We start from the raw sequence: 25,591 nt of genomic DNA on the forward strand, positions 1-25,591 counted from the left end.
TGGAAGTGGAAGTGCCGGTGGTGTTCGCCAGTATCGCCCCGCGGCGTAGCGTGACATTGACGACACTGTGTCCGACGGAGGAGCCGCCCGTGCCCCATTTCGACATGCCGCTCGACGAACTGCGCCGCTACCGGCCCGAAGCGAACGAGCCCGAAGACTTCGACGCGTTCTGGGAGAAGACCCTTTCGGCCGCACGCGAGCACGACCTGGACGCCCGCTTCGTTCCCGTCGACGCGCACCTGAGCACGGTCGACGTCTTCGACGTGACGTTCGCGGGGTTCGGCGGGCACCCGGTCAAAGGCTGGCTGATACTGCCCGCCGGGACGACCGAGCCGCTCCCCACCGTCGTCGAGTACATCGGATACGGCGGCGGCCGCGGCCTCCCGCACGAGCACCTGCTGTGGTCGGCGGCCGGCTTCGCGCACTTCGTGATGGACACCCGGGGGCAGGGCAGCGGCGGTTCGGCGGGCGACACCCCTGACCCGGTCGGCAGCGGGCCCGCCTACCCCGGCTACATGACGCGCGGCATCGAGGATCCTCACGAGTACTACTACCGGCGCGTCTTCACCGACGGCGTACGGGCCGTCGAGGCGGCCCGCGCGCATCCGCTGGTCGACTCCTCGCGCGTCGCGGCGGTCGGCGGCAGCCAGGGCGGCGGGATCACGCTCGCCGTCGGCGGACTCGTCCACGACCTCGCGGCCATCGCGTCCGACGTGCCGTTCCTGTGTGACTTCCCGCGTGCCACGACCCTCACCGACCGCCATCCGTACCGCGAGATCGCGCTCTACATGAAGGCGAGGCGCGGCGTCGAGGAGCGCGTCTTCCGTACGCTCTCCTACTTCGACGGCGTGCACTTCGCGGCGCGGGGCACGGCGCCCGCCCTCTTCTCGGCGGCTCTTGAGGACATGACGTGCCCGCCGTCCACCGTGTTCGCCGCCCACAACTCCTATGCGGGGGCGGAGCGTTCGATGGAGGTGTACTCCTTCAATGATCACGAGGGCGGCGGCCCCTACCAGCAGAGTGTCCAACTCCAGTGGATCCCGGAGCACTTGAAGGGCTGACCGGTCGGGCGTTCCCTCGGTCGCGCACCCTTGTCACGGCTCGGTCGGACCGGCTAACTTGCCGCCTTGTCGTGTGTCCGACGTGACTGTGATGTGTGTGACTGAGGGAGCTCTCATGGCCTTACGCGGTCGGCACCGCCGGTATCAGCCGAACCGGATCAACCGTGCGTCGCTGACCGTCACGGCGGGCGGCGCCGGAATGGCGCTTCCGCTGATGGGCACGGGCACGGCGGAGGCGGCGGACGTCGACACCTGGAACAAGGTCGCCGCCTGCGAATCCACCAACAACTGGAGCATCAACACCGGCAACGGCTACTACGGCGGCCTCCAGTTCAAGCAGTCCACCTGGGAGGCGTACGGCGGCACGGTCTACGCCCCCCGTGCCGACCGCGCGACCAAGGACCAGCAGATAGCCGTCGCCGAGAAGGTCCTCGAGGCACAGGGCCCGCAGGCCTGGCCGGTCTGCTCGGAGCGGGCGGGCCTGACGCGGGGCGGTGACGCGCCCGGCATCACGCCGATGAGCGCACCCAAGAAGGCGGCGCCCAAGGCCCCCCAGCGCGAGGTCAAGGACGTCAAGCCGGAAGTGACCCCGCAGTCCACCGCGGGCCGCGGCCAGATGTACACGGTCGTACGCGGCGACACGCTCTCCGGGATCGCCGACGAGCGCCGGGTGAGCGGCGGCTGGCGGCAGCTGTACGAGGCCAACCGCTCGACCATCGGCGGCGACCCCGACCTGATCACGCCGGGCCAGCGGCTCGCGCTGCAGGCCGCGCAGAAGAAGGCCGGGAAGCCGGAGGCCACGCCGAAGCAGCGCACGCAGCCGAAGCAGCGGACCGAACCGAAGCAGCGGACCGAACCGAAGCCGAAGCCCAAGGCGGAGAAGCCCAAGGCCGAGAAGCCCAAGGCCGAGCCGAACAAGGCGAAGCCCGCGCAGGCCGGGCAGGGCTTCTCCGCACCCGTGGCCGCATCGCCGAGCACCCCCTACCGTGCGGCGGGCAGCTCCTGGTCGAAGGGCTACCACACGGGAGTCGACTTCCCCGTGGCCACCGGCACTTCCGTGAAGTCCGTCGCCGCGGGCACGGTCGTGTCCTCCGGCTGGGGCGGCTCGTACGGCTACGAAGTGGTGATCCGGCACGCCGACGGCAAGTACTCCCAGTACGGCCACCTCTCGGCGCTCACCGTGAAGGCCGGGCAGAAGGTGGGCGCGGGGCAGCGCATCGCGCGCTCGGGGTCCACGGGCAACAGCACAGGACCGCATCTGCACTTCGAGATCCGGACGGGGCCCGGCTTCGGCTCGGACGTCGACCCGCTCGCGTATCTGCGGGCCGGGGGCGTCCGGATCTGACGCGGCCGCTCCGCGTGAACGACCGAAGCCCCCGGGGAATCCCCAGGGGCTTCAGACGCGCTGCGAGCTTTCAGCTCTCAGAAGCCGATGCGTTCGCGGCCGTGGCCATGGCGGAACAACACCCGCCGGTGCGGCCCGGCGGCGGGCTGGGAGGGCAGCGCGGGCAGCTCGCGCGCCCGCACCTCGGGGGCCACGGTGTCCGCCGCCACGGGGCCGCCCTTGGCCACCGGCACCGTCGGCGTCGGAACCCCCTGCGCCGCGCCGATGCGCTCCGTGGTCAGCAGGATCAGACCGCCGGCCGCGACGACTCCGAAGCCGAGGGCGAGGGCCGTGCCCGCAGAGCCGTAGCGGAACGATTCGCCGAAGAGCGTGAGGCCCACCGCGGCCGCCACGACGGGGTTCACGACCGTCACCGTCGACAGCGGCGCCGCCAGGCCCGCGCCGCGGTACGAGGCCTGCGAGATCAGCACGCCGGCCGACGCCAGGACCGCGATCACGCCGAGGCTCGGCAGCTGATGCGTCAGGGGTTCGTTCGCCTCCCAGTCCACCGCCACCGTCTTGGTGAACACCGAGGCGATGCCGAAGGCGACGCCCGCCGCACTGGCGAGCATGACGCTGCGCACCACCGGATGACGGTGCACCGCGTGCGCCACGATCATGAGCGTCACCACGGCACCGGCCGTCACCAGCGCGACCATGACCCGCTCGGCGTCGTCCAGGGACTGCGCGTCGGCCGACTGCGTCAGCGAGAGCAGCCCGGCGAGACCCACGGTCGCCATGATGGCGCCGCGCCAGGCGGTGGCCCCAGCCTTGCGGCGCACGAAGAGGGCGGCCATCGGCAGGGCGAAGACTATGGTCAGGGCGCCAAGCGGCTGCACCAGGCTCAGCGGCCCGTACGCCAGCGCCACCACGTGAAGCAGCGCACCGAGGCTGTTCAGCGCGATGGCGACCCACCAGACTCCGCGGCGCAGCGGGGCGTACTGCCGCTCCGGCATGCTGACGGCGACGCGCTCCTGCAGAATGGCCCCGCCCGCATAGGCGACGGCCGAGACGAGGGAGAGCAGCACGGCGACCGTGAGGGCACTCATGAGGTGCTCCACGGCTTGCGGTGCGCCCCTTGGTGGGCCCGGGGCGTCCGGCGCGGCGAACGGTCGGCTTCCATACTCACTACGATCTCGCGGATTTCGCTCCACGTCGTCGTACCTCAGCAGGCATTGGGTCCTACTGCCGATGGAGTACGACCCCGAAGATGTCCTCCCAGGGGTGGGTTACGCAGCGGTTCGGTGGATCATCCAGAATCTCGGAAATTCTTGCGTGAACGCCCCGCTGAGCACCCTCGTACAGGCCGCCGTGAGGGCTGGGGAGTTTCGGTCGACGTAGCCTCTGACCTGGCCTTTCATGATGCCTGACCGTATTCTTGACCCTTGTGGAAAGGGGTCCGGATGCACCGGAACATACGCAGTGTCGACGACGTCCTGAAGCTCATGGACGGCCTGTTCGCGCCAGAAGCCGACCGCTGGACCGCCGACGCGGCGAACTGGTGGGACGGCTTCTACACCGACCGCTCACGGCCGGTGCCCTTCTTCGTGGCGAAACCGGACGAGAACCTGGCCTCGTACGTCGACCGGGGCCTGCTCACGCCGGGCCGAGCCCTCGATCTGGGCTGCGGGCCCGGCCGCAACTCCCTGTACCTGGCCTCCCTGGGGTTCCAGGTGGACGCCGTCGACCTCTCCCCGGCGGCCGTCGCCTGGGCCGAGGAGCGGGCCCGCGAGGCCGGGGCGGACATCCGTTTCCACCGCGGTGACGCCTTCGCGCTCACGGAGGCCGAACTGAGTGGCCCCTACGACCTGATCCACGACTCGGGCTGCTTCCACCACCTGCCGCCGCACCGCCGCGTCAGCTACCTCTCCCTGCTCGACCGCGCCCTCGCCCCCGGCGGCCACCTCGCCCTCACCAGCTTCGCCGCCGGAGAGGCGGGGTCCGGCTCCGAGCTGCCCGACGCGGACTTCTACCGCGCGTCCGGACTCCAGGGCGGCCTCGCCTACACGCCGGAGTCCCTGCGCTGGATCTTCTCCGACCTCACGGAGGTCGAACTGCGGCGCATGCGCGACGAACCGGACGACTCCGCGTACTTCGGCGAACCCTTCCTCTGGACGGCCCTGTTCCGCAAAGACGCCTAGGTCCGGCAAGGACGCCTAGGCTCTGCTCTCGTGGAAACCCCTCTCGACCTGACAGAAGTCGGCTCCGTCGGCGGATTCTTCGCCCTGCGCACGGGGGCGCCGCCCGGCGGTGCCCAAGTGAAGCCCCTGGCGAGGGTGTACGCGGGAGAGAGCGGGCCCCTCGCGTTCCGCGTCGACAAGGTCGCCGCCCGGCTCGGAGCGCCCGACGCGCGCATCGCGGTGTCCGTGGCGCAGCTGGGGCTCGCGGCGCGGCTGTGGTCCGTGGCGCTCGGCTCCGCCGCGCTGCACGGCGAAGTGCCGGACCTCGACCCGGCGCTGCTGCACTGGGACGCGGACGGCAGCTCGCCCGACGACCTGTGGCTGACGGACGTGCGGACGCGGCCCGGCGACGCCGCGAGCATCCGGGACATCGTGCAGCACGGTCATCTGGCGCCCCTGGCCGACGCCTTGCGCACGCGCCACCGGATCTCCGCACCCCTCCTGTGGGGCAACGCGGGCTCCGCGCTCGCCGGAGCCGCACGCGAACTGGACACCTGGGCCCGCCGCAACGGACGTACCGACGTGGGGGAACGCGCACGGGCGCTCGCCGTCGAACTCTTCGACCACCCCGACCTGCGCGGCACCGGAACCCTGACCGGCACCGCCTTCCGCCGCCGAAGCTGTTGCCTCTACTACCGCTGCCCGGGCGGCGGCCTGTGCGGCGACTGCTGCTTCGACCGGCCGCCCCAGAGGCCGGTGCGGGCCTCTTCCCCACCGGGCGCTTCTGGGTGACCATGAGGGGGCGGGCGACCGACGGCTGGGGCGGACGGACGGGGGGTTCTGCGTGCGAGTGGGACTGCTCACCCGGGAGTATCCGCCGGACGTCTACGGCGGCGCCGGAGTCCATGTCGAGTTCCTCGCGAGGGAGTTAGAGGCTTTCGTCGATGTCGACGTGCACTGCTGGGGGAACGGGGAATCCGCCCGCGGACCCGTACGCCACCAGGCGTGGGACTCCCTGAACGGCGCCAACGACGCCCTGCGGACCTTCTCAGTGGACCTGTCCATGGCGGCCGCTCTCACGGGACGCGACCTCGTCCACTCCCACACCTGGTACGCCAACCTCGCGGGCCACTTCGGCAAGCTCCTGCACGGCATCCCGCACGTCATGACCTCGCACTCCCTGGAGCCCCTGCGCCCCTGGAAGGCCGAGCAACTGGGCGGCGGTTACGCCCTGTCCAGCTGGGCCGAGCGCACCGCCGCCGAGGCCGCGGACGGAGTCATCGCCGTCTCACGCGGCATGCGGGCCGACATCCTCAGCTGCTACCCCGCCATCGACCCGGCGAAGGTGCACGTCGTCCACAACGGCATCGACACCGGCCTCTACCGCCCCGACCACGGCACGGACGTCCTCGAACGCCTGGGGATCGACCCCGAGCGGCCCTACGTCCTGTTCGTCGGCCGCATCACCCGGCAAAAGGGCGTGCCCCACCTGCTGCGTGCCGCAAAGGAGTTGGACCCCGCCGCCCAGCTCGTGCTCTGCGCCGGCGCCCCCGACACCCCGCAGATCGACGCCGAGTTCCGCACCCTCTTCCAGGAGCTGAGCCGTGCCCGCGGGGGAGTCCACTGGATCCCGGAGATGCTGCCGCGCCCGCAGGTCATCCAACTCCTCACGCACGCCCGGGTGTTCGTCTGCCCCTCCGTGTACGAGCCGCTCGGCATCGTCAACCTAGAGGCGATGGCCTGCGGCACCCCGGTCGTGGCATCGGACGTCGGCGGCATCCCCGAGGTCGTCGCCCACGGAAGCACAGGGCTCCTCGTCCCGTACGAGGAGCAGGAGCCGGCAGCCTTCGAGGCGCGGCTCGCGCAGGCCCTGAACGAACTCGTCGCCGACCCGCACACCGCGAGCCGCATGGGCGCGGCCGGACGCGACCGGGCCGTCAGGGAGTTCGGCTGGGACGCGGTCGCGCGGCGTACGGCCGACGTGTACGAGGAGTTACTCGAGTCCAAGTGATCCCAGTTAAGGGGGCGGCGCGATGCGCGGTGGACCTTCGGTGCTCGGAATCGTCCTGGCGGGCGGTGAGGGAAAGCGTCTGCAGCCCCTCACGGCCGACCGGGCCAAACCAGCGGTCACGTTCGGCGGCACGTACCGCCTCGTCGACTTCGTGCTCTCCAATCTCGTCAACGGCGACATCCTGCGGATCTGCGTACTGACCCAGTACAAGTCGCACTCACTGGACCGGCACGTCACGACCACCTGGCGGATGTCGAGCCTCCTCGGCAACTACGTCACTCCGGTCCCGGCACAGCAACGCCTGGGCCCGCGCTGGTACTTGGGCAGCGCGGACGCGATCCTGCAGTCCCTCAACCTCGTCCACGACGAACAGCCCGACTACATCGCGGTGTTCGGCGCCGACCACGTCTACCGGATGGACCCCCGGCAGATGCTCACCCAGCACTTCGAGAGCGGCGCGGGGGTGACGGTCGCCGGGATCCGCGTGCCGCGCTCCGAGGCGTCGTCCTTCGGCATCATCACGCCCGCCCGAGACGGCCTGCGCGTCGACCGCTTCCTGGAGAAGCCCACCGACCCGCCAGGACTGCCCGGATCGCCGAACGAGGTCTTCGCCTCCATGGGCAACTACGTCTTCACGACGAAGACCCTCGTCGACGCCATCCAGCAGGATGCCGAGGACGACAACTCCAAGCACGACATGGGCGGTTCGATCCTCCCCATGCTCACCGACCGCGGCCTTGCCCAGGTGTACGACTTCGACGACAACCACGTACCGGGGGAGACCGCGCGCGACCACGGCTACTGGCGTGACGTCGGCACGCTCGACGCGTACTACGAAGCGCACATGGACCTGATCTCCGACCAGCCGGTCTTCAACCTGGACAACCGGCGCTGGCCCATCTACACCCATCCGGGCGGCCTGCCGCCCGCCAAGTTCTGCGCGGCGGGCATCGCCAGCGAGTCCATCGTCAGCGCCGGTTGCGTCATCCGGGGGCAGGTCACACGGTCCGTGCTCTCACCCGGTGTGACGATCGAGGACGGGGCGGTGGTGCAGGGGTCGGTGCTGCACGACAACGTCCGCGTCGGCAGGGGAGCGGTGGTGCGGGGCGCCGTCCTCGACAAGAACGTGGACGTCCCGCCCGGGGCGACGATCGGGGTCAACCCCGAGCGGGACGAACAGCTCTACACCGTGTCGAAGGGGGGCGTGATCGCCCTTGGGAAGGGGCAGGTTGTTCCCATGTAGCCCGGTCCGCCCCGTGCATAGCTGTGCTGCCCTCTACAGCACCCGCCGTCTGCGGCCAAGCCACGTCTGTGCGATCACGACGAGCGCCAGGAAGGCGCCGCTGACCACCTGTTGGTAGGCCGAGTCGAGCGAGCCGATCTGGTTGATGACGTTCTGGATGACCTTCAGGAGCAGTACGCCGACGAGTGATCCGCTGATGAAGCCGAATCCGCCGGTCAGCAGCGTGCCGCCGATCACGACCGCGGAGATCGCCTCCAGTTCCATGCCCGAGCCGAGGATGGTGACGCCCGAGACCAGCCAGGCCGCGTTGAGCGCGCCCGCGAGGCCCGCGCAGAGGCCGGAGAGTGTGTAGACGGTGACCTTGGTGCGGGCCACCGGGGCGCCCATGAGGGCCGCCGCGTCTTCGTTGCCGCCGACCGCGTACACGTACTGCCCGAAGCGGCTGCGGCGCAGGACCACGGCGCCGGCCACGAAGAGGGCGAGCGTGATCCAGACCGGGGCTCCGACACCGAGGACCTTTCCCTGGCCGAGTGTCGCGAAGAACGAGTCCTTGTCGACCAGGTAGGTCTTGGAGCCCTCGTCGGTGATGGACAGGAGGATGCCGCGTGCGCCCAGCATCGCGGCCAGCGTCACGATGAAGGGGGCGAGGCGGGAGCGGGCGATGAGGAGGCCGTTGACCAGGCCGATGAGCCCGCAGACGGCCAGGGGGAGGAGGAGCGCCACCGCTGTTCCGTACTGGGAACCCCAGGCCGCGAGGACGCCGCCGAGGGCGAAGAGCGAGCCGACCGAGAGATCGATGCCGCCCGTGATGATCACGAACGTCATGCCGAGTGCCACGACCGCGAGGAACGCGGAGGACACCGCCATGTTCTCCAGGTTGTCGCCGGTCAGGAACGTGTCGAAGCTGAGCGACGCGGCTGTGACGGCCACGAGCAACGTGACCAGGGCGCCGTGTTGTTGGGCCAGGGCGCTGAGGCGTTCGGAGCGGGTCGGGCCTGTTGGTTCGTCCTCTGGCTTCTTCATGGGCTTGGCTTCGGATAGGACGGTGCCGGTCACCGCTTGCCCCTCTCCCGTGCCGCGTAGACGGCGAGAATGATCACTACGGCCTGGGCGATCTGGGTCCAGGAGGGCGGCAGATCGTGCTTGATGAGCGTGGCGGTGAGCAGCTGGATCAGCACGGCGCCCGCGACGGTGCCGCCGATCCGTACGCGCCCGCCGCTGAGCGGGGTGCCGCCGACCACGACCGCGGTGATCGCGGACAGTTCCATCAGGTTGCCGAGCGAAGTCGGATCGCTCGCGGTGAGGCGGGCTGTCGCGAGGACGCCCGCGATGGCGGCCAGTGCTCCGGAGCAGACGTAGACCAGGATCAGGACACGGCGTACGGGGAGTCCCGCGAGGCGGGCCGCGGGGCGGCTGTCGCCGATGGCGAGGAGTTGGCGGCCGAAGGTGGTTCGGCGGACGACGAAGGCGACGAGGAGCGCGAGGGCTGCTGCGATCAGGACCAGGTAGGGGATGCCGAGGATCGCTCCGGAGCCGAGCGATGCCATGGTCGGGTCGCGTACGTCCTTGAGCTGGGGGAGGAGTACGAGGGCGAGGCCCCGGCCCGCGACCATCAACGCCAGTGTGGCGACGATGGGTTGGACGCCGATGAAGGCGATGAGGGAGCCGTTCGCGATGCCTATGGCTGCGCCGCCTATGACCGCGACCACGAGGGCGATCCATGTCCCGTAGCCGAGGTAGAGGGAGAGGAGGGACGTGGACAGCGCCATGACCGAGCCGACGGAGAGGTCCACGCCCTCGCTGCCTATGGCTAGCGCCATGCCTAGCGCGACGATGAGGACGGGGGCTACCTGGACTGCCTGGGTGCGGAAGTTCTCGGCGGAGAGGAAGTGGGGGGTGAGGGCGATGTTCAGGATCAGGAGTACGGCTACGCCCAGGTAGACGCCGTAGTTCTGGAGGAAGCGGAGGGTGCGCTCGCGGTCGGCGGCTTTGGCTCCTAGGGCGAGGTCAGTCATGGGTGCCCCCGGTGCTCCGGGTGCCCCGGGTGCGCCTTGGCTCTTCTGTGGGGCGGGGCCGCGCCGGTATGTCCGTCCTCGCTATCGTCCGGTGGCCGCATGGGTACTTCGGCACCGGAGCGCCGCGAACCGTGCTCCGGGCAGACATACCGGCACGTCCCCTCAGGTCGGCTCGGCGGCCGCGGGTGGATTGGGGGTTACTCACTCTCACTGGGGCCCCCGGTGGTGGCTATCGCTCGCATGAGGGCGTCCTCTGTGACCTGGGCGCCGGTGAGTTCTTCGATCACCGTGCCGTCCTTGAGGACGATGACTCGGTCCGAGCCCTCTATCAGTTCCTCCATGTCGGAGGAGATGAGGAGGACCGCAAGGCCGTCGTTGGCCAGCTCGTCTATGAGCTTTTGGACTTCGGCCTTCGCGCCGATGTCTATGCCTCGGGTGGGTTCGTCGAGGAGGAGGACCTTGGGGTTCATCGCAAGCCAGCGGGCCAGGAGGACCTTTTGCTGGTTGCCGCCCGACAGTTCGCCCACTTTCTGGTGGGGGCCCGATGCCTTGATGCGCAGTCGCCTCATGAACGTGTCGACGATCCCGTCGATGCGGCTCTCGTTCACCAGGCCGAAGCGCGAGAGGCGGGGGAGTGCTGCGAGTGCGATGTTCTCGCGGACCGAGAGGCCGGGGACTATCCCCTCGGCCTTGCGGTCCTCGGGGAGGAGGCTGATCCCGGCCCGGATGGCGGCGGGGGGTGAGCCGGTGCGGATCGGGCTTCCGGCTATCAGTACGTTGCCCGAGTCGGTCGCAAGTGCACCCGCGATCGCCTTCGCCGTCTCGCTGCGGCCCGAGCCGAGCAGGCCCCCCAGCCCTACGACCTCGCCTGGGCGGATCTCGACGGATACGCCGTGGAGGTGGTGGCGCATCGTCAGGTCAGTGGCTTGGAGGACTGGTTGGGTTTCTGGGGCGTGTTCTCCGGAGAACTTGGTTACGCCCTCTTCGCGGACCTCGCCGACCTCGCGACCCAGCATGAGGGAGACGAGACGTAGTCGGTCGAGCTCTGCGATGGGTCCCGTGTGTACCAGCTTGCCGTCGCGGAGGACGGTGACCGTGTCGCACACCTCGTAGAGCTCCTCAAGGCGATGGCTGACGTAGATCACCGCTATCCCGCGGTCCCGCAGCATGCGGATGACGCCGAACAGGGTCTGTACCTCGCGGGGTTCGAGGGACGACGTCGGCTCGTCCATGATGACGACCTGCGCGTCGACCGAGACCGCTCGGGCCAGGGCCACCATCTGCTGTGTGCCGACGCCGAGTTCGCGTAGAGGACGGCGTACGTCGACGCTTATGCCGAGCCGTTTGAGGGCCGCGTCCGCCTCGCGGTGCATGCGGCGGAAGTCGATGAGGCCGAGACGGCCGCGTGGCTCGCGGCCGAGGAAGAGGTTGCGGGCCACGCTCATCAGGGGGACGAGGTTGACCTCCTGGTAGATGGTGGAGATGCCCGCGTGCTGGGCCTCCAGGGGGGTGGCGAAGGTGACTTGGCGGTTGTTGTACGTCAGGTTGCCTGTGTCCGGTGCGTATACGCCTGTGAGGACTTTGATCAGGGTTGACTTGCCCGCGCCGTTCTCGCCTATCAAGGCGTGCACCTCACCGGCGCGCGCGGTGAAGTCGACCTCGTCGAGAGCTCGTACGCCGGGGAACGTCTTGGTCAGGTGGGTTACTGAGAGGACGTCAGGCATCTCAGTACGCCTTGCCGAGGTCCGCCTTGGCGTTGGTCTTCGTGTACGCGCTGTCCTTGATGACGATGTCCTGCGAGACCTTCGTGCCCTTGGTGAAGGTGTCGAGGGTCTGGAAGGCGAGCGGGCCGAAGCGCGGGTTCGACTCGATGACGCCGTCGATCCAGCCGTCGACGATGCCCTGCACGGCGTTGCGCGTGCCGTCGACCGTCACGATCTTCACGTCGCCGGCCTTCTTGCCCGCGCCCTTGAGGGCGTTGACGGCGCCGAGGCCCATCTCGTCGTTCTCGGCGTAGATCCCGGTGATGTCCGGCTTGGACTGGATGAGCTGCTCGGTGACCTGCTGGCCCTTCTCGCGGGCGAACTCGCCCGTCTGCTTGAAGACGACCTTCAGGTCGGGGGCCTTCTCCTTGATGCGGTCCTCGAAGCCCTTGGTGCGCTCGGTGGTGACGTTGTTGCCCGCCGCGCCGAGCAGGATCGCGACCTTGCCCTTGCCACCCGTCGACTTGATCATCTGGTCCGCCGCGCGCTTGCCCTGCTCGACGAAGTCGGAGCCGATGAAGCTCACGTAGTTCTTGCAGGCCTTGGCGTTGATCTTGCGGTCGATGGTGATGATCGGGATGTGCTTGGCGGAGGCCGAGCGCAGCACCGGCTCCCAGCCGTCGGAGTTCAGCGGTGCGATGACGAGGAGGTCGGCGCCCTTGGCGATGAGGTCCTGGACGTCGCTGATCTGCTTGGAGAACTGCGACTGGGCGTTGGCGGTCAGGAGTTTGACGCCGCGCTTCTTCGCCTCGGCCTTGATGGACGCCGTCTCCGCGATGCGGAAGGGGTTGGCCTCCTTCTCGGACTGGGAGAAGCCGACCGTGGCGGACTTGAGATCGAGCTTCTTGCCGCCGTAGGCGTCTATCGCACAGGTCGGGCCGCTGCCCGCGCTCGGCTCCGAGACGACCTGGCCCGAGTCGCCCTGGTCCTGTGACGCGGAGCTCTTGTCGCCGTCGTCCTCGGACTTGGCGCACCCGGTGGCGAGCGCGAGGCTCGCGGCGAGACCGGCGGCGAGGAGGGTCCTGGCTGAGGTGCGGCTAAGGCGTGTGGTCGGCTTCATGGAGTCCCCAAAACGGCACGGCCCCGGCGCTGAGAGCGCTCACGGGAGGATCGGCTCTTACGGTCAACTCAGCGGTACGGGGAGCTTTTTACATCGTTGCAAGGGGGCTGTAAACCCTCTGCGCAAGGGGAGAGCGCCGACGGATCAGCGTCGGCCCAGTGTGCTCTCGCGCTCCACCAGGCGGAATTCCGCGGTGAGTTCACGCCCCTCGGGCTCGGCCGTGCCCTCAAGGCTCCGCAGCAGCGAGGCCACCGCGAGGCGGGCGATGGCCTGTTTGTCCGGCGAGACCGTGGTGAGGGTGACCGCCCCGAACTGGCCCTCGGCGATGTCGTCGAAGCCCACCACCGCCACGTCCCACGGCACGCGCAGTCCCCGCTCGTGCAGCACGCGCATGGCGCCGATCGCCACCAGGTCGTTGTACGCGAACACCGCGTCGGGCCGCACCCCGGAGTCCAGCATCCGCGCCATCGCCTTCGCCCCGTCCCAGCGGTTCCAGCCGCCGACCGGGCCCACCAGATTGTCCGGCGCGGCTATCCCCGCCTGCGTCAACTCCTCGCGCCAGCCCTGGAGTCGGAGGTTCGCGGGCTGGTTCGCGGAGTCCGTGCGGGCGCCGAGATACGCGATACGGGAGCGGCCGCGGCCGATGAGGTGGCACACCGCCGTGCGTGCCGCCGCGACGTTGTCGATCGCGATGTGGTCGTAGGGCAGGTCGTACTGGCGCTCACCGAGCAGCACCAGCGGTACGTCGTCCTCGCGGCCGAGCAGGTCGGCCGCTTCGAGCTCCAGCGGGCTCAGGATCAGACCGTCGATGACCCGGGCCCGGAAGCCCTGGCTGACCAGGACCTCCTGCTCGCGTTCGCCACGGGTGTGGTCGAGCAGGACGGTGAAGTCGTGCTCGGCCGCCGCGTCGATGACCGCGCCCGCCAGCTCGGCGAAGTACGGGTTGCCGAGCTCGGGAACGGCAAGGGCGATGATTCCCGTACGGCCCTTGCGCAGGTGACGTGCCGTCAAGTTCGGGCGGTAGCCCAGCTCGTCGATGGCCTCCTGCACGCGCGCCCGCATCGCCGGGGTGACGTGCTGATATTTGTTCACCACGTTCGAGACGGTCTTGATGGAGACGCCCGCGCGCTCCGCGACGTCCTTGAGGCTAACCCGCACGTGCAGCTCCCTGCGTCGAGGTGCACCCCTGTCCTGGGGTGTTTGTCATGGCCCTGGACAGCGCGCCGAAGGGCGTGCTGTCATGCCAACTGCCGTTCCTTCCAACGTTGTACAGACTCGTTGTACCGACTGGAGCGGCGAGCCGCCACCCTTCCTCAGCCTTCGAGCACCGCTTCAAGCAAAGGAGGATCCGTGCGCCCCATCCGTCACAGACGACTCCGCAGGCAACTGATACTGCTGCTCACCGTCGCCCTCGCCTTCGCCGGACTCACCGCCGTGCCGGCCGCGTCAGCCGCCGACGAACCCCCCGAAGTCCACGGCCTGAAGGGCGAGTACTACACCCAGTCCGCCCCCGGGGCCTTCGACTTCCACGAGCTCAAGGCCACCGGCTTCGACCAGAAGATCGACTTCGACAACCTCGACCCGCGCCTGACCTTCGCCACCGGAAAGGGCGACGACGCCACCGTCCGCTGGACCGGCAAGGTCGTCCCGGAGAAGACCGGATCCCACACCTTCTCCATGATCGGCGACAACGGCTTCCGGCTCTGGGTCGACGGCAAGCTCGCCATCGACCACTGGGTCGACGACTGGGACAAGGAACAGACCGCGCAGCCGGTCGAGTTGACCGCGGGCAAGGCCTACGACATCAAGGTCGAGTACTTCGAGCACTACGGCGGCTCCAACCTCCACCTGCGCTGGACCGAGCCCGGCGGCAGCAAGAAAGCCGTCCCGCAGTCGGCCTTCCGCCTCCCCGACGGCTTCGAGTACGACGGAGCCACCGCCGCCACGGTCCTCAAGGACGGCCGCACCCTGAAGCTCGACTTCGCGCAGAAGCTGGCCGCGCCCCCGAAGGATCTCGCCACCCACATTGAGGCGGTCATCGGCGGCGCCAAGTGGCCCATAGGCGCCGTCAAGGCCGACCCCGAGGACCCGCGCGCGCTCCTCGTGGGCCTCAAGGAGCCGGTGGTCGGCAACAAGGAAGGCAATGCCAAGGGCACCGCCGACCTGCGCTACGACGGCAAGGGCGGGTTGACCGGCGACAACGGCAAGGCGGTCGCCGCGTTCTGGACCAGCGGGCCCAACCACTCCACGTACGAGCTGCGCACCAAGTGGGCCGACGAGGTGGGCCCCGGCAACGCGCTGCCCGAGTACCCGCGCCCCCAGCTGACCCGCGACGCCTGGCGCAACCTCAACGGCTCCTGGCAGTTCGCCTCGGCCGAGGCCGGCGAGAAGCCCCCGTTCGGCAAGAATCTCGGGGAGAAGATCCTCGTCCCCTACCCCGTGGAGTCCCAGCTCTCCGGCCTGGAACGGCACGAGGACCGCATGTGGTACCGCAGGACCTTCACCGTCCCCCAGGGCTGGAAGGTCGGCGACGGCAAGCGCCTCAAGCTCAACTTCGGCGCGGTCGACTGGCAGTCCGAGGTCTTCGTGAACGGCAAGAAGGTCACCGAACACAAGGGCGGCTACGACAAGTTCAGCGCCGACATCACGGACGCCCTGAAGCCGGGCAGGACCCAGGAACTGATCGTCGGCGTCTATGACCCGACCGACGGCAAGGACGGCGAGAACCCGCCCGTCGGCAAGCAGCGCCTTGACCCCAGCGGCATCTGGTACACCCCGTCGTCCGGTATCTGGCAGACGGTGTGGATGGAGCCGGTGGCGACCGACCACGCCGACTCGCTCAAGATCACGCCCGACGTCGCCGCCAAGCAGGTCACCGTCGAGCCCAAGGGCGTACGCGACGGAGTGCCGGTCAGGGCGGTCGCGTACGAAGGGAAGAGGAAGGTCGCCGAGGCGAGCGGACGCACGGGCACACCGCTCAAGCTGAAGATCGCCGAGCCGCGCCTCTGGTCGCCTGACGATCCCTTCCTCTACGACCTGAAGGTCACGGTCGGCCGCGACAGCGTCAAGAGCTACTTCGGGATGCGCACCGTCGCGGTGGAGAAGGCGAACGGCACCCCGCGCACGATGCTCAACGGCAAGCCCACCTTCCTGATGGCCACGCTCGACCAGGGCTTCTGGCCGGACGGCCTGCACACGGCGCCGACCGACGAGGCTCTCGCGTACGACCTGAAGATGCACAAGGAGATGGGCTTCAACTCGGTCCGCAAGCACATCAAGGTGGAGCCGGACCGCTGGTTCTACTGGGCGGACAAGCTGGGCCTGATGGTCTGGCAGGACATGCCCTCGATGCGGTCGGACCGCAACCCGTCCACGGCGGCCCGCGCGCAGTACGAGCACGAGATGAAGCAGATGATCGACGAGCACGCGAACCACCCGTCGATCGTCATGTGGGTCACCTTCAACGAGGGCTGGGGCCAGTACGACCAGGGCCGCATCGCCACCCAGGCCAAGTCCTGGGACCCGACCCGCCTGGTCAACGGCATGTCGGGCCTCAACCTCGGGGCCGACGGCGGAACCGGCGACATCATGGACGAGCACGGCTACCCGAGCCCGGCACTGCCGCCCAAACCCGACGGCGAACGGGCGCTGATCAACGGCGAGTACGGCGGTCTCGGCCTTGCGGTGCCCGGCCACGCCTGGTCGGTCCAGCAGAGTTACGTCGACGTGGACCCGGCGACGTACACGGACGACTACCTCACCAAGCTCGACGAGGTGCACGCGCTCGCCTGCAAGGGCGGCAACGGCGCCGTCTACACCCAGATATCGGATGTGGAGGGCGAGTTGAACGGCCTGCTTACGTACGACCGCAGGGTCGTCAAGCCCGACGTGAAGCGACTCAAGGCAGCACATGAGGCCTTGATCAGCGACGCGTCGCGGCCGGACCCGGCGGGGTGCTCGGGCTCCTGACCCGGAGCGTCGCGTTTAACCCGTGGACGCGGCCCCTCCCACTTGGCACGATCAGCACGTGATCACCGAGACCGAGTGGGCAGGGGCCGCGGCCCGCAACAACGCCGAGTGGTGCGACGCGGTCTGCCGCGCGCACGGCCTGGCGGGAGAGTTCGGCGCCGGGGCGTGGAGCAGCGCGCGGCGGACGCCGCCGCTGTACCCGGACGCCGTCTCGCTCACCCCCGAGGTGTCGGCGGCCGACCTGGTGGCGCGCATCGACACGGCGTCACCGGGCTGCTCCGTCAAGGACAGCTTCGCCCGCCTGGACCTGGAACCGCTGGGCTTCGAGGTGCTGTTCGAGGCTCAGTGGATCCACCGGGAAGCGGGCACGCCCGCTCCTGCGCACCTTGGCTGGGAGCCGCTCAGGAGTGCCGAGTCGCTGCCCGCATGGGAGACCGCGTGGAACGACGGCGAGGAGAGCACGGGCCTGTTCCGCCCGGGGCTGCTGTCCGACGACACGAGGTTCCTGGCCGCCTACGCCGAGGGGCGGATCGTGGCGGGCGCCGTCGCGAGCCGTGGCGCGTCGGTGGTGGGTGTCTCCAACCTGTTCACCTCGGCCGACGAGGAGTCCGCGTGGGCCGGCTGTCTGACGGAGATCGCCCGGCTCTGGCCCGGCCTGCCCGTCATCGGCTACGAGAGCGGCGAGAGCCTGGACGCGGCGGTCAGTCAGGGGTTCAAGCCGATCGGGCCGCTGCGGGTCTGGCTGCACACCGGCTGAGAGCCGCCGTCCTCCCGTCGCCTCCCACCCCTTGACGCACGCGACACGACCCCCGAAGAATGATCGCGTTCCGCGCTTTGACAACGTTGTCCAAGGAGGCGTTCCCACCCATGAGATGGACCCAACGGCTACGCGGTACGGGGGTGGCACTGGCCGCGGCCACGCTCCTCGGGGGAGCCCTCGCCATACCGGCGGCACAGGCCGCCCCGGCAGCGGAAGCAGCGGACGGTCGACTGACCGACCTGGTCAACCCGTTCATCGGCACCGAGAACGAGGGCAACACCTACCCCGGCGCGGCCGTTCCCTTCGGCATGGTCCAGTTCTCGCCCGACACCGGACATAACACCGGCTACGACCACTCCGACACCCACATCCGCGGCTTCTCGACCGTCCATCTCTCGGGCGTGGGCTGCGGGTTGGGCGGCGATCTGCCGGTGCTCCCCACCACGGGCGACGTCAAGGAGACGGACTACGCGAAGTACGCGGCGGAGTTCAGTCACGACGACGAGAAGGCGAGCCCCGGCTCCTACCAGGTGGGCCTCAAGTCAGGCATCAATGCCGAGCTGACCGCCACCAAGCGCACCGGTGTGCAGCGCTACACCTTCCCCGCCACCGACAAGGCCAACGTCCTGCTCAACGCCGGGCAGTCGCTGCACAAGACGGGCAGCACCAAGGTCGAGATCCTCGACAGCCGCACGGTCCGCACGGCGATCACCGGCAGCGGCTTCTGCCAGGACACCAAGCCGTACACGGTCTACACCATCACCCGCTTCGACCGGCCCTTCACCACGTCGGGCACGTGGAAGGGCGACACCGTCACCGCCGGCTCCAAGAAGTCGTCGGCGGGCGACGAGCGCAACGGCGCGTACGTCCGGTTCGACACCTCCAAGGACCGCACCGTCGAGGCGACCACCGCTCTTTCGTACGTCGATGCCAAGGGCGCCGCGCTCAATCTCCGTGCGGAGGGCGGGCGTTCGTACGACCGTGTGGAGAAGGCCGCCCAGCGGGCATGGGAGGACCGGCTCGACGACGTGCGGGCGCAGGGCGGCAGCGAGACCGTGCGCCGCACCTTCTACTCGTCCCTCTACCGTTCGTTCCTCGCGCCGAACATCGGCAGCGACGTCGACGGTCGGTACACGGGCTGGGACCAGAAGATCCATCGGGCCAAAGGCTTCACGTACTACCAGAACTGGTCCCTGTGGGACACCTACCGCACCCAGGCCCAGCTTCTCTCGCTGCTCGCGCCGCACGAGTCCCGCGACATGGCGCTCTCCGTCCTGAAGATCGACGAGGAGAGCGGCTGGCTGCCCAAGTGGGGCTACGGCACGGTCGAGACGAACATCATGACCGGCGACCCGGTCACCCCCTTCCTCACCAACGCCTACCAGCAGGGTCTACTCAAGGGGCATGAGGAGGAGGCGTACCGCGCGCTGAAGAAGAACGCGGATGGTGTGCCGCCCACCGACTCCGCGCCGGTGGGCCGCGAGGCCAACAAGGAGTACCTGAGCGAGGGCTTCGCGCCGTACATCAAGGGCCGCCCGCACGCGAAGCCCGGCGACTCGGACTACGACCACGGCGCTTCCGCGACGCTTGAGTACGCACTTTCGGACGCGATGCTCGGTCAGATGGCCGGCGACCTTGGGCACGAGGCCGACGCCGAGCGGTACGCGGACCGTGCGCAGAACTACCGGAAGATCTTTGACAGTTCGACCGGGTTCTTCCGTGCGCGGGACGCCGCGGGCGCCTTCACCGGACCCGCTGACCCGGCCAAGAGCGAGGGCTTCCACGAGGGCACGTCCTGGCAGTACCAGTGGCTCGTCCCGCAGGACCTGCCCGGCATGGTGGACCTCATCGGCGGCAAGCAGGCCACCAACGACCGCCTCGACTCCTTCTTCGCCTACGAGCAGCTCCTGAAGGACCCGGCGAAGACCGCGCGCGAGGTGTGGGTCAACGGCCCGTACGACTACTACAACGCGGACAAGTACAACCCGCAGAACGAGCCCGACCTCATCGCCCCGTACACGTATCTGTCGACGGGTCAGCCGTGGAAGACCACCGACGTGGTGCATGCCGCGCTCACCCTCTTCACGGACACCCCGACCGGCATGACAGGGAACGACGACCTCGGCACCATGTCCGCCTGGAACGTGCTCTCCTCGATCGGCGTCTTCCCGGTCCAGCCCGGCACGGACACGTGGGGTCTCTCCACGCCCGTCTTCGAGCGCGTCGACCTGAAGCTCGACCGCCGCTACTACCCGAAGGGCCGCCTCACGGTGAAGGCGCCGGGCACCTCGGACACCGACCGGTACATCCAGTCGGCGCGCACGGACGGCGCCGACTACGGCAAGACATATCTGACAACGGACGACATCCGTGACACCCGCGAACTCTCCTTCACGGTCGGCGACAAGCCGTCGGAGTGGGGCACGTCGGAGGATGCCGCGCCGCCCGCGCTGAAGTGACGTAGCCGCCCGCGCCGAAGTGACGTAATCGATACGCCACTTGCGCACCATCAGGCCCGCCTCTCTCAGAGAGGCGGGCCTTAATCTGTTGTTAACTGTGCGTAGCTTGATCGTACTTGACCGTAGTCGTGCAACGGCGATTGACTGCACGCTCATGCCATCCCCCGCATCGTCCTCGACGCGAGAGCAGCCCGTTGAACCCGTTGAAAGCGCAGACTGCTGAGCCCTCAGACCTGCTCGCCCCTCTCGACCTCGCCTTCTGGAACATCGAGTCCGCCGAGCACCCCATGCACCTGGGGGCCCTCGGCGTCTTCGATGCCGACTCGCCGGGCGCGGCCGAGCGTGCCGCCCAGCTGCTCGCCTCACGCGCGGCCGCCGTGCCGGGACTGCGGCTGCGGATCCGTTCCGTCTGGCTGCCGGTCGGCGGGGCCGTCCGCGCCGCCGCGCACGACTTCGACCCGCTGGACCACGTCCGCCTCGCCGAGCCCGCACGCGACTTCCACGAGGCGGCCGGTGTGCTCATGCAGCGCCCTCTGGAGCGCGGCAGGCCGCCGTGGGAGGCGCATGTGTTGCCGGGGGACGACGGCACCTCCTTCGCCGTGCTTTTCAAGTTCCACCACGCCCTCGCCGACGGGCTGCGTGCCCTGATGCTCGCCGCCGCGGTGATGGACCCCACCGATCTGCCCGCCGTCCGTCCGGCGCCCGCCGGGCCCGAGACCTCCCGGTGGTCCTGGCTGCCGGACCCGCGCAAGCTGCCGGGACTGGTCCGCGACACCGTCAGCGACGTGGGGCAGGCCCTGGACATCGGTTCGTCCGTCGCCCGCGCCACCTGGGGCGTACGGTCATCGGCCGCCCTCACGTCACAGGCCACCGGCACGCGGCGCACCGCGGGGGTGCTGCTCGACCTGGACGACGTGCACCGCGTGCGCAAGACCGTGGGCGGCACCGTCAACGACGTACTGATCGCCGTGGTCGCCGGAGCGCTGCGCCGCTGGCTCGACGAGCGGGGCGACGGCAGCGAGGGGGTGGAGCCGCGCGCCCTGGTCCCCGTCTCCCGGCGCAGGCCGCGCACCGCGCAGCCGCCGGGCAACCGGCTCTCCGGGTATCTGGTCCGGCTTCCCGTCGGTGATCCGGACCCGGTCGCGCGGCTGCGTGCGGTGCGGGCCGCCATGGACCGCAACAAGCACGCGGGGCCCGGCCGCGGCGCGGGTGCGGTCGCCCTGCTCGCCGATCATGTGCCGCCGATCGGCCACCGCATCGGCGGTCCCGTCGTCGCGCAGGCCGCCCGGCTGCTCTTCGACATCCTGGTGACCAGCGTCCCGCTGCCCAGCCTCGGCCTGAAACTCGGCGGGTGCCCGCTCACCGCCGTGTACCCCTTCGCGCCGCTCGCCCAGGGGCAGGCACTGGCCGTCGCGGTGTCGACGTTCCGGGGCCGGGTGCACTTCGGTCTGGTCGCGGACGCGGCCGCCGTACCCGACCTGGACGTTCTCGCGCGGAGCGTGCGGGAGGAGCTCGCGGGGCTCGTCGAAGCGTGCGTAAACCGTCCGCGTTTGGTAGAGGGGGCCGTCGCTACGTAAAGTTCTCTTCTTTGGAGCTTCCGCGGTCACCCAGACGAGCCGCGGCATGAGTGACGCGAGGACAGCGGCGATGACGGTGACAGAGGACAGCCTGGAGGCTGCCGGTTCGGCCGAGCCCCAGGAGGCCGAGTTTGCTGACTCCGCCGAGACGCAGGCGTCCGCGGACTCGTTCGGCCCCGGCATCGACCCCGACCGGCTCGCCGTCTGCCTCGCCGTGCTCGACGAGCTGGACAAGCTCGACGTCGACCACCCCGACGCGATCGCGGTGCGCCGCGCCACGGCCGGGATCTACCGCACCGTGAAGCAGCGCCGCCGTCAGGAGCGCCGGGCCGCCAAGACCGCGCACGACAAGGCCGTCACCGAGGCCACCGCCACCGGCTCCGCCGAGCGCATCGACGACGAGACCGAGGGTCTTCTGCCCTCCTCGCAGACCGAGGAGGGCAGGCTCGCGGGGATACTCCAGCGCCCGCGCTCCTGCTACACCTGCAAGACCCGGTACGTGGAAGTCGACTACTTCTACCACCAGCTCTGTCCGGACTGCGCCCGCCTGAACCGCTCCAAGCGCGACGCCCGCACCGACCTCACCGGCAAGCGCGCCCTGCTCACCGGCGGCCGCGCCAAGATCGGCATGTACATCGCGCTGCGCCTCCTTCGCGACGGCGCCCACACCACCATCACGACGCGGTTCCCCAAGGACGCCATCCGCCGCTTCAAGGCGATGGACGACTCGGCCGACTGGCTGCACCGCCTGGAGATCGTCGGCATAGACCTGCGCGACCCGGCCCAGTCCGTCGCGCTTGCCGAGCGGCTCGCCGCGGCGGGACCCCTCGACATCCTGATCAACAACGCGACGCAGACCGTGCGCCGCCTGCCCTCCGCGTACGCCGCCCTGGTCGACGGCGAGGGCGCGCCGCTGCCCGCAGGCGAGCTGCCCGCCCATTCCGTCATCGGCGCCTTCAATTCCGGCGCGGTGGACAGCCTTGCCGCCCTGCCCGTCGGCACCAGCGGCCTGGACGCGCAGCAGGTCGCCGACCTCGCCCTCGTCGCGGGCAACGCCAGCGTCGCCCGGCACCTCGACGGCACCGCCATCGACGCGGGCGGCCTCGTCCCGGACGTCGTCGACAGCAACACCTGGGTGCAGACCATCGAGCAGATCTCCCCGGTGGAGCTCCTCGAGACCCAGCTGTGCAACTACACCTCGCCGTTCATCCTGATCAGCGCGTTGCGTGGGGCGATGGCCGACGCCGCGAAGAAGGCGTCGAGCGGCCGCTCGTACGTGGTCAACGTCTCGGCGATGGAGGGCGTCTTCGGCCGCGGCTACAAGGGCGCGGGCCACCCGAACACGAACGCCGCGAAGGCCGCCATGAACATGGTGACGCGGACCAGCGCCCAGGAGATGTTCCAGACCGACGGCATCCTCATGACCTCGATCGACACCGGCTGGATCACCGACGAGCGCCCGCACTACGACAAGCTGCGCCTGGCCGACGAGGGCTTCCACGCCCCGCTCGACCTGATCGACGGCGCGGCCCGGGTCTACGACCCGATCGTGCGGGGCGAGGCGGGCGAGGACCTCTTCGGCGTCTTCCTGAAGGACTACGCGCCCGGCAAGTGGTAGCCACGCGCGGGCGGCGTCAGGCCTTGTCCGTGGCTCCGCCCGCCGCCGCCCGCAGCCGCTCGTGCACCGCGTACGAGAAGGTCGCGCCGGCGGCGGCCCGCACCCGCGTACCACCGTCCACCAGCACATCCGCGCCCGTCACCCATTCGGCCGCATCCGAGACCAGCCATGCCACTGCCCGCGCGACGTCCTCCGGTTCGCCGATGCGGCCGAGCGGCAGGCTCGCGGCGAGCTGATCCTCGGCGCCGTCCCACACGAAGCGGGCCATCTCGGTGCGGATGAGGCCGGGGGACACGGAGTTGACCCGCACCAAGGGCGCCAGTTCGCCCGCGAGTTGGGCGGTCAGGTGCAGGAGCGCCGCCTTGCTGGTGCCGTACGCGCCCACGTTCGGCCCCACATGGGAGGCGCCCTCGGTGCAGATGTTCACCACCGCGCCGCCGTGCTCGCTCATCCAGGCCCGCCAGGCGAGCTGCGTCAGGCGCAGCGCGGCCTCGACGTTCACCGTGAACGCGGCGCGCCACCGGGTGAGGTCGACGTCCATCAGCGCGCCGTAAGGGGCGTTCGTCGCGGCGTTGTTCACCAGGACGTCGAGCCGCCCGAACTCCCGGACCGCGAGAGCCACGCATGCCTCCGCCCGACCGGAATCAGCCACGCCGCCCGCGCACCCGACGGCCTCCGCGCCGTCCGCGCGCAGCCCGGCCACCGCCGCCTCCAGTGCGTCCGGGTCGCGGGCGGTCACCACAAGGCGATGTCCGGACTCGGCGAGAGCCCGCGCGGCGGCGAGCCCGATCCCTCGCGAGGCTCCGGTCACCAGAGCCACCGCGCCCTCCCGTGCCTGCGCAGAAGTCATCTCCGTACGGTCCCATGGAGGCCTGGAAAGACCCATGGCGCCGACTCGTTGGAAAGATTCCGGCCCGTCGGTCACCCGCACACCGTAACGAACTGTCTGAAATCCACCCCTTCGGTCGAACCCATAGAGCGCGGGCCCGCTCATTTGGTTAATGTGAGGCGAACGGACGGCCTCTAGGGATCCACAAGTACCCCTGTGCCGCCCCGGGACAGGCTTGTAACCCTGGCCGCGATCCCGCCCGAACGACGGCGCCACCGCGACCCGAACAGCCCTTGTCCTTCCGTTACGCGACACAAAGGAGTGCGCGGTGACACCAGATCTGACGAAGCAGGAAAAGCGACCGGCGGAACACAGCAGCGAGCGGGTCAGCAGACCACGCAAGCTCAGCAACCTGGACTCGTGGGCGAAAGCGGCCCCGATCCGTCTCGCCGGCTACGAGGACGACCTCGCGGAGCCGCACATCCTCCCCGGTATCGACTGATCCCTTCGCTTCGCCGCGTGCCCCCTGCCGACCCCGGCCGGGGGCACGCGGCGTTTCGGGCGTGGCGCGCATGGCCCGGCGGTTGCGGGTTACTCCGGGAAGCATGAACGGAACATCGGATGCCGGGCGCAGCGAGGACGGCGCGCCGGAGGAACCGACACAACTGCCGAAGCGGTCCTGGCGGGCGGTGCTCACCGGCGTGGTCCGGGAGTTCCAGGACGACGAGCTGACCGACCGGGCGGCGGCACTGACCTACTACGGAGTGCTTTCGCTGTTTCCGACGATCCTCGTGCTGGTCTCTCTGCTCGGCGTGGTCGGGAAATCGGCGATCGACTCGCTCCTCGAGAACCTCGAGGAGCTCGCGCCCGGCTCGGCGCGGGACATCATCAGCGACGCCGTGCGGCAGCTGGAGGGCCGGGGCGGTGTCGGCTCCCTGATGGCGGTGGTCGGCATCGTGCTCGCGGTGTGGGCGTCGTCCGGGTACGTAGGGGCGTTCATCCGCACCGCCAACGCCGTCTACGACATGCCGGAGGGGCGGCCCATATGGAAGGTGCTGCCGGTCCGGGTGGGCGTGACGGTGGTGCTGCTCCTGCTCGCGGTCATCAGCGCGGTCATCGTGGTGTTCACCGGCGGTCTCGCGCGCACCGTGGGTTCGGCCCTGGGGTTCGGCGACGCGGCTCTGACGGTGTGGGCGATCGCGAAGTGGCCTGTCCTGGTCGTCCTGGTGACCTTCATGATCGCGCTGCTGTTCTGGGCGACGCCGAACGTGAAGGGCCGGGGCTTCCGGTGGATCACCCCCGGCAGCGTGCTCGCCCTGGTGATCTGGCTGATCGCCTCCGCCGGATTCGCCTTCTACGTAGGGAACTTCAGTTCCTACAACAAGACCTACGGCGCGCTGGCCGGAGTGATCATTTTCCTGGTGTGGCTGTGGATCAGCAACATCGCGATCCTGCTCGGCCTGGAGTTTGACGCGGAGCTGTCCCGCCAGCGTGCGATCGCCGGTGGGCTTCCGCCGGAGGAGGAGCCCTACGTACCGCCCCGCGACACCCGCGCCTGGGACGAGCAGGACCGTCGCCGCATGGACGAATGACACCGCCCGCCGCGTCCGCGGGCCTTGACCATGTGCCGATGCCGGAGATCGGGGTACTCGGCCGCCGAACAGACAGGAGGTTGATGACGATGGCCCAGACAGGCCCGCACACCACCGGCCGTGACAGCGC

General features: G+C 69.6%; 20 protein-coding genes. 13 read left to right on the plus strand and 7 right to left on the minus strand.

Annotation, left to right across the window (positions count from 1 at the left end):
- Positions 1-89: 89 nt before the first annotated feature.
- Positions 90-1,061: an acetylxylan esterase gene (locus E5671_RS39565; protein WP_160509040.1), complete on the plus strand. Its 972-nt coding sequence runs from the start codon at positions 90-92 to the stop codon at positions 1,059-1,061.
- A 115-nt stretch (positions 1,062-1,176) separates the two neighbouring features.
- Positions 1,177-2,406 carry a transglycosylase family protein gene (locus tag E5671_RS39570; RefSeq protein WP_160509041.1) on the plus strand — a complete coding sequence of 410 codons (1,230 nt, stop codon included), beginning with the start codon at positions 1,177-1,179 and terminating at the stop codon, positions 2,404-2,406.
- A 77-nt stretch (positions 2,407-2,483) separates the two neighbouring features.
- Here E5671_RS39570 and E5671_RS39575 read toward each other — a convergent pair whose 3' ends face one another.
- Positions 2,484-3,494 carry a DMT family transporter gene (locus E5671_RS39575; protein ID WP_202121439.1) on the minus strand — a complete coding sequence of 337 codons (1,011 nt, stop codon included), beginning with the start codon at positions 3,492-3,494 and terminating at the stop codon, positions 2,484-2,486.
- A gap of 354 nt (positions 3,495-3,848) precedes the next feature.
- Between E5671_RS39575 and E5671_RS39580 the strand changes: the two genes are divergently transcribed.
- From E5671_RS39580 to glgC, 4 genes are read left to right on the plus strand one after another with little or no spacing between them, the layout of a single operon-like run.
- The gene (locus E5671_RS39580; protein ID WP_160509042.1) at positions 3,849-4,586 is read left to right on the plus strand and encodes a class I SAM-dependent methyltransferase; all 738 of its coding nucleotides are present in this window, start codon (positions 3,849-3,851) and stop codon (positions 4,584-4,586) included.
- A 30-nt stretch (positions 4,587-4,616) separates the two neighbouring features.
- Positions 4,617-5,357 (plus strand): (2Fe-2S)-binding protein, encoded by a 741-nt coding sequence (locus tag E5671_RS39585; protein ID WP_160509043.1) that lies wholly within the window; start codon positions 4,617-4,619, stop codon positions 5,355-5,357.
- Between the two features lie 52 nt (positions 5,358-5,409).
- Positions 5,410-6,576, plus strand: coding sequence for a glycogen synthase (gene glgA, locus E5671_RS39590; RefSeq protein ID WP_336605982.1), 1,167 nt, complete (start codon positions 5,410-5,412; stop codon positions 6,574-6,576).
- A 22-nt stretch (positions 6,577-6,598) separates the two neighbouring features.
- Entirely contained in the window at positions 6,599-7,819 is a 1,221-nt protein-coding gene (glgC, locus tag E5671_RS39595) for a glucose-1-phosphate adenylyltransferase (protein ID WP_160509044.1), read from the plus strand.
- Between the two features lie 33 nt (positions 7,820-7,852).
- Here glgC and E5671_RS39600 read toward each other — a convergent pair whose 3' ends face one another.
- From E5671_RS39600 to E5671_RS39620, 5 genes are all read right to left on the minus strand, one after another.
- The gene (locus E5671_RS39600) at positions 7,853-8,842 is read right to left on the minus strand and encodes an ABC transporter permease (protein WP_160509045.1); all 990 of its coding nucleotides are present in this window, start codon (positions 8,840-8,842) and stop codon (positions 7,853-7,855) included.
- 29 nt (positions 8,843-8,871) lie between these two features.
- Positions 8,872-9,834 carry an ABC transporter permease gene (locus tag E5671_RS39605; protein ID WP_160509046.1) on the minus strand — a complete coding sequence of 321 codons (963 nt, stop codon included), beginning with the start codon at positions 9,832-9,834 and terminating at the stop codon, positions 8,872-8,874.
- A gap of 197 nt (positions 9,835-10,031) precedes the next feature.
- Positions 10,032-11,558, minus strand: coding sequence for a sugar ABC transporter ATP-binding protein (locus tag E5671_RS39610; RefSeq protein ID WP_160509047.1), 1,527 nt, complete (start codon positions 11,556-11,558; stop codon positions 10,032-10,034).
- Position 11,559: 1 nt separating this feature from the next.
- Positions 11,560-12,657 carry an ABC transporter substrate-binding protein gene (locus E5671_RS39615; protein ID WP_160509048.1) on the minus strand — a complete coding sequence of 366 codons (1,098 nt, stop codon included), beginning with the start codon at positions 12,655-12,657 and terminating at the stop codon, positions 11,560-11,562.
- 144 nt (positions 12,658-12,801) lie between these two features.
- On the minus strand, positions 12,802-13,815 hold the full coding sequence (locus tag E5671_RS39620; protein ID WP_160509049.1) for a substrate-binding domain-containing protein: 1,014 nt from the start codon (positions 13,813-13,815) through the stop codon (positions 12,802-12,804).
- Between the two features lie 201 nt (positions 13,816-14,016).
- Here E5671_RS39620 and E5671_RS39625 point away from each other — a divergent pair, with 201 nt between their 5' ends.
- From E5671_RS39625 to E5671_RS39645, 5 genes are all read left to right on the plus strand, one after another.
- Positions 14,017-16,626 (plus strand): PA14 domain-containing protein, encoded by a 2,610-nt coding sequence (locus E5671_RS39625; RefSeq protein ID WP_160510711.1) that lies wholly within the window; start codon positions 14,017-14,019, stop codon positions 16,624-16,626.
- Between the two features lie 61 nt (positions 16,627-16,687).
- Positions 16,688-17,383 (plus strand): hypothetical protein, encoded by a 696-nt coding sequence (locus E5671_RS39630; protein WP_160510712.1) that lies wholly within the window; start codon positions 16,688-16,690, stop codon positions 17,381-17,383.
- Between the two features lie 110 nt (positions 17,384-17,493).
- The gene (locus E5671_RS39635) at positions 17,494-19,845 is read left to right on the plus strand and encodes a GH92 family glycosyl hydrolase (protein WP_160509050.1); all 2,352 of its coding nucleotides are present in this window, start codon (positions 17,494-17,496) and stop codon (positions 19,843-19,845) included.
- Between the two features lie 194 nt (positions 19,846-20,039).
- Positions 20,040-21,422 carry a wax ester/triacylglycerol synthase family O-acyltransferase gene (locus tag E5671_RS39640; protein WP_237330338.1) on the plus strand — a complete coding sequence of 461 codons (1,383 nt, stop codon included), beginning with the start codon at positions 20,040-20,042 and terminating at the stop codon, positions 21,420-21,422.
- A gap of 70 nt (positions 21,423-21,492) precedes the next feature.
- Complete coding sequence (locus E5671_RS39645; RefSeq protein WP_202121441.1) at positions 21,493-23,040, plus strand: SDR family NAD(P)-dependent oxidoreductase; 1,548 nt, start codon at positions 21,493-21,495, stop codon at positions 23,038-23,040.
- Between the two features lie 16 nt (positions 23,041-23,056).
- Here the strand turns inward: E5671_RS39645 and E5671_RS39650 are convergent, their stop codons facing one another.
- Positions 23,057-23,890, minus strand: a complete 834-nt coding sequence (locus tag E5671_RS39650; protein ID WP_160509051.1) for an SDR family oxidoreductase — start codon at positions 23,888-23,890, stop codon at positions 23,057-23,059.
- A 307-nt stretch (positions 23,891-24,197) separates the two neighbouring features.
- On the opposite strand from E5671_RS39650, the gene E5671_RS45605 reads away from it, so the two are divergent.
- Positions 24,198-24,371: a hypothetical protein gene (locus E5671_RS45605; RefSeq protein ID WP_202122796.1), complete on the plus strand. Its 174-nt coding sequence runs from the start codon at positions 24,198-24,200 to the stop codon at positions 24,369-24,371.
- A gap of 103 nt (positions 24,372-24,474) precedes the next feature.
- A complete protein-coding gene (locus tag E5671_RS39655) occupies positions 24,475-25,461 on the plus strand; it encodes a YihY/virulence factor BrkB family protein (RefSeq protein WP_237330339.1) in 987 nt (328 codons plus the stop codon).
- Positions 25,462-25,591: the final 130 nt, after the last annotated feature.

It is taken from the genome of Streptomyces sp. BA2 (assembly GCF_009769735.1).
In the GTDB taxonomy this organism is placed as follows: Bacteria; Actinomycetota; Actinomycetes; order Streptomycetales; family Streptomycetaceae; genus Streptomyces.

What these genes read in the sequence shown, in the direction of transcription:
- E5671_RS39655 (WP_237330339.1), top strand. Translation starts at nt 24,475, where the DNA reads ATGAACGGAACATCGGATGCCGGGCGCAGCGAGGACGGCGCGCCGGAG.
- E5671_RS39580 (WP_160509042.1), top strand. Translation starts at nt 3,849, where the DNA reads ATGCACCGGAACATACGCAGTGTCGACGACGTCCTGAAGCTCATGGAC.
- E5671_RS39575 (WP_202121439.1), bottom strand. Translation starts at nt 3,494, where the DNA reads ATGAGTGCCCTCACGGTCGCCGTGCTGCTCTCCCTCGTCTCGGCCGTC.
- E5671_RS39650 (WP_160509051.1), bottom strand. Translation starts at nt 23,890, where the DNA reads ATGACTTCTGCGCAGGCACGGGAGGGCGCGGTGGCTCTGGTGACCGGA.
- E5671_RS39600 (WP_160509045.1), bottom strand. Translation starts at nt 8,842, where the DNA reads ATGAAGAAGCCAGAGGACGAACCAACAGGCCCGACCCGCTCCGAACGC.
- E5671_RS39645 (WP_202121441.1), top strand. Translation starts at nt 21,493, where the DNA reads ATGACGGTGACAGAGGACAGCCTGGAGGCTGCCGGTTCGGCCGAGCCC.
- E5671_RS39615 (WP_160509048.1), bottom strand. Translation starts at nt 12,657, where the DNA reads ATGAAGCCGACCACACGCCTTAGCCGCACCTCAGCCAGGACCCTCCTC.
- glgC (WP_160509044.1), top strand. Translation starts at nt 6,599, where the DNA reads ATGCGCGGTGGACCTTCGGTGCTCGGAATCGTCCTGGCGGGCGGTGAG.
- E5671_RS39610 (WP_160509047.1), bottom strand. Translation starts at nt 11,558, where the DNA reads ATGCCTGACGTCCTCTCAGTAACCCACCTGACCAAGACGTTCCCCGGC.
- E5671_RS39605 (WP_160509046.1), bottom strand. Translation starts at nt 9,834, where the DNA reads ATGACTGACCTCGCCCTAGGAGCCAAAGCCGCCGACCGCGAGCGCACC.
- E5671_RS39570 (WP_160509041.1), top strand. Translation starts at nt 1,177, where the DNA reads ATGGCCTTACGCGGTCGGCACCGCCGGTATCAGCCGAACCGGATCAAC.
- E5671_RS39635 (WP_160509050.1), top strand. Translation starts at nt 17,494, where the DNA reads ATGAGATGGACCCAACGGCTACGCGGTACGGGGGTGGCACTGGCCGCG.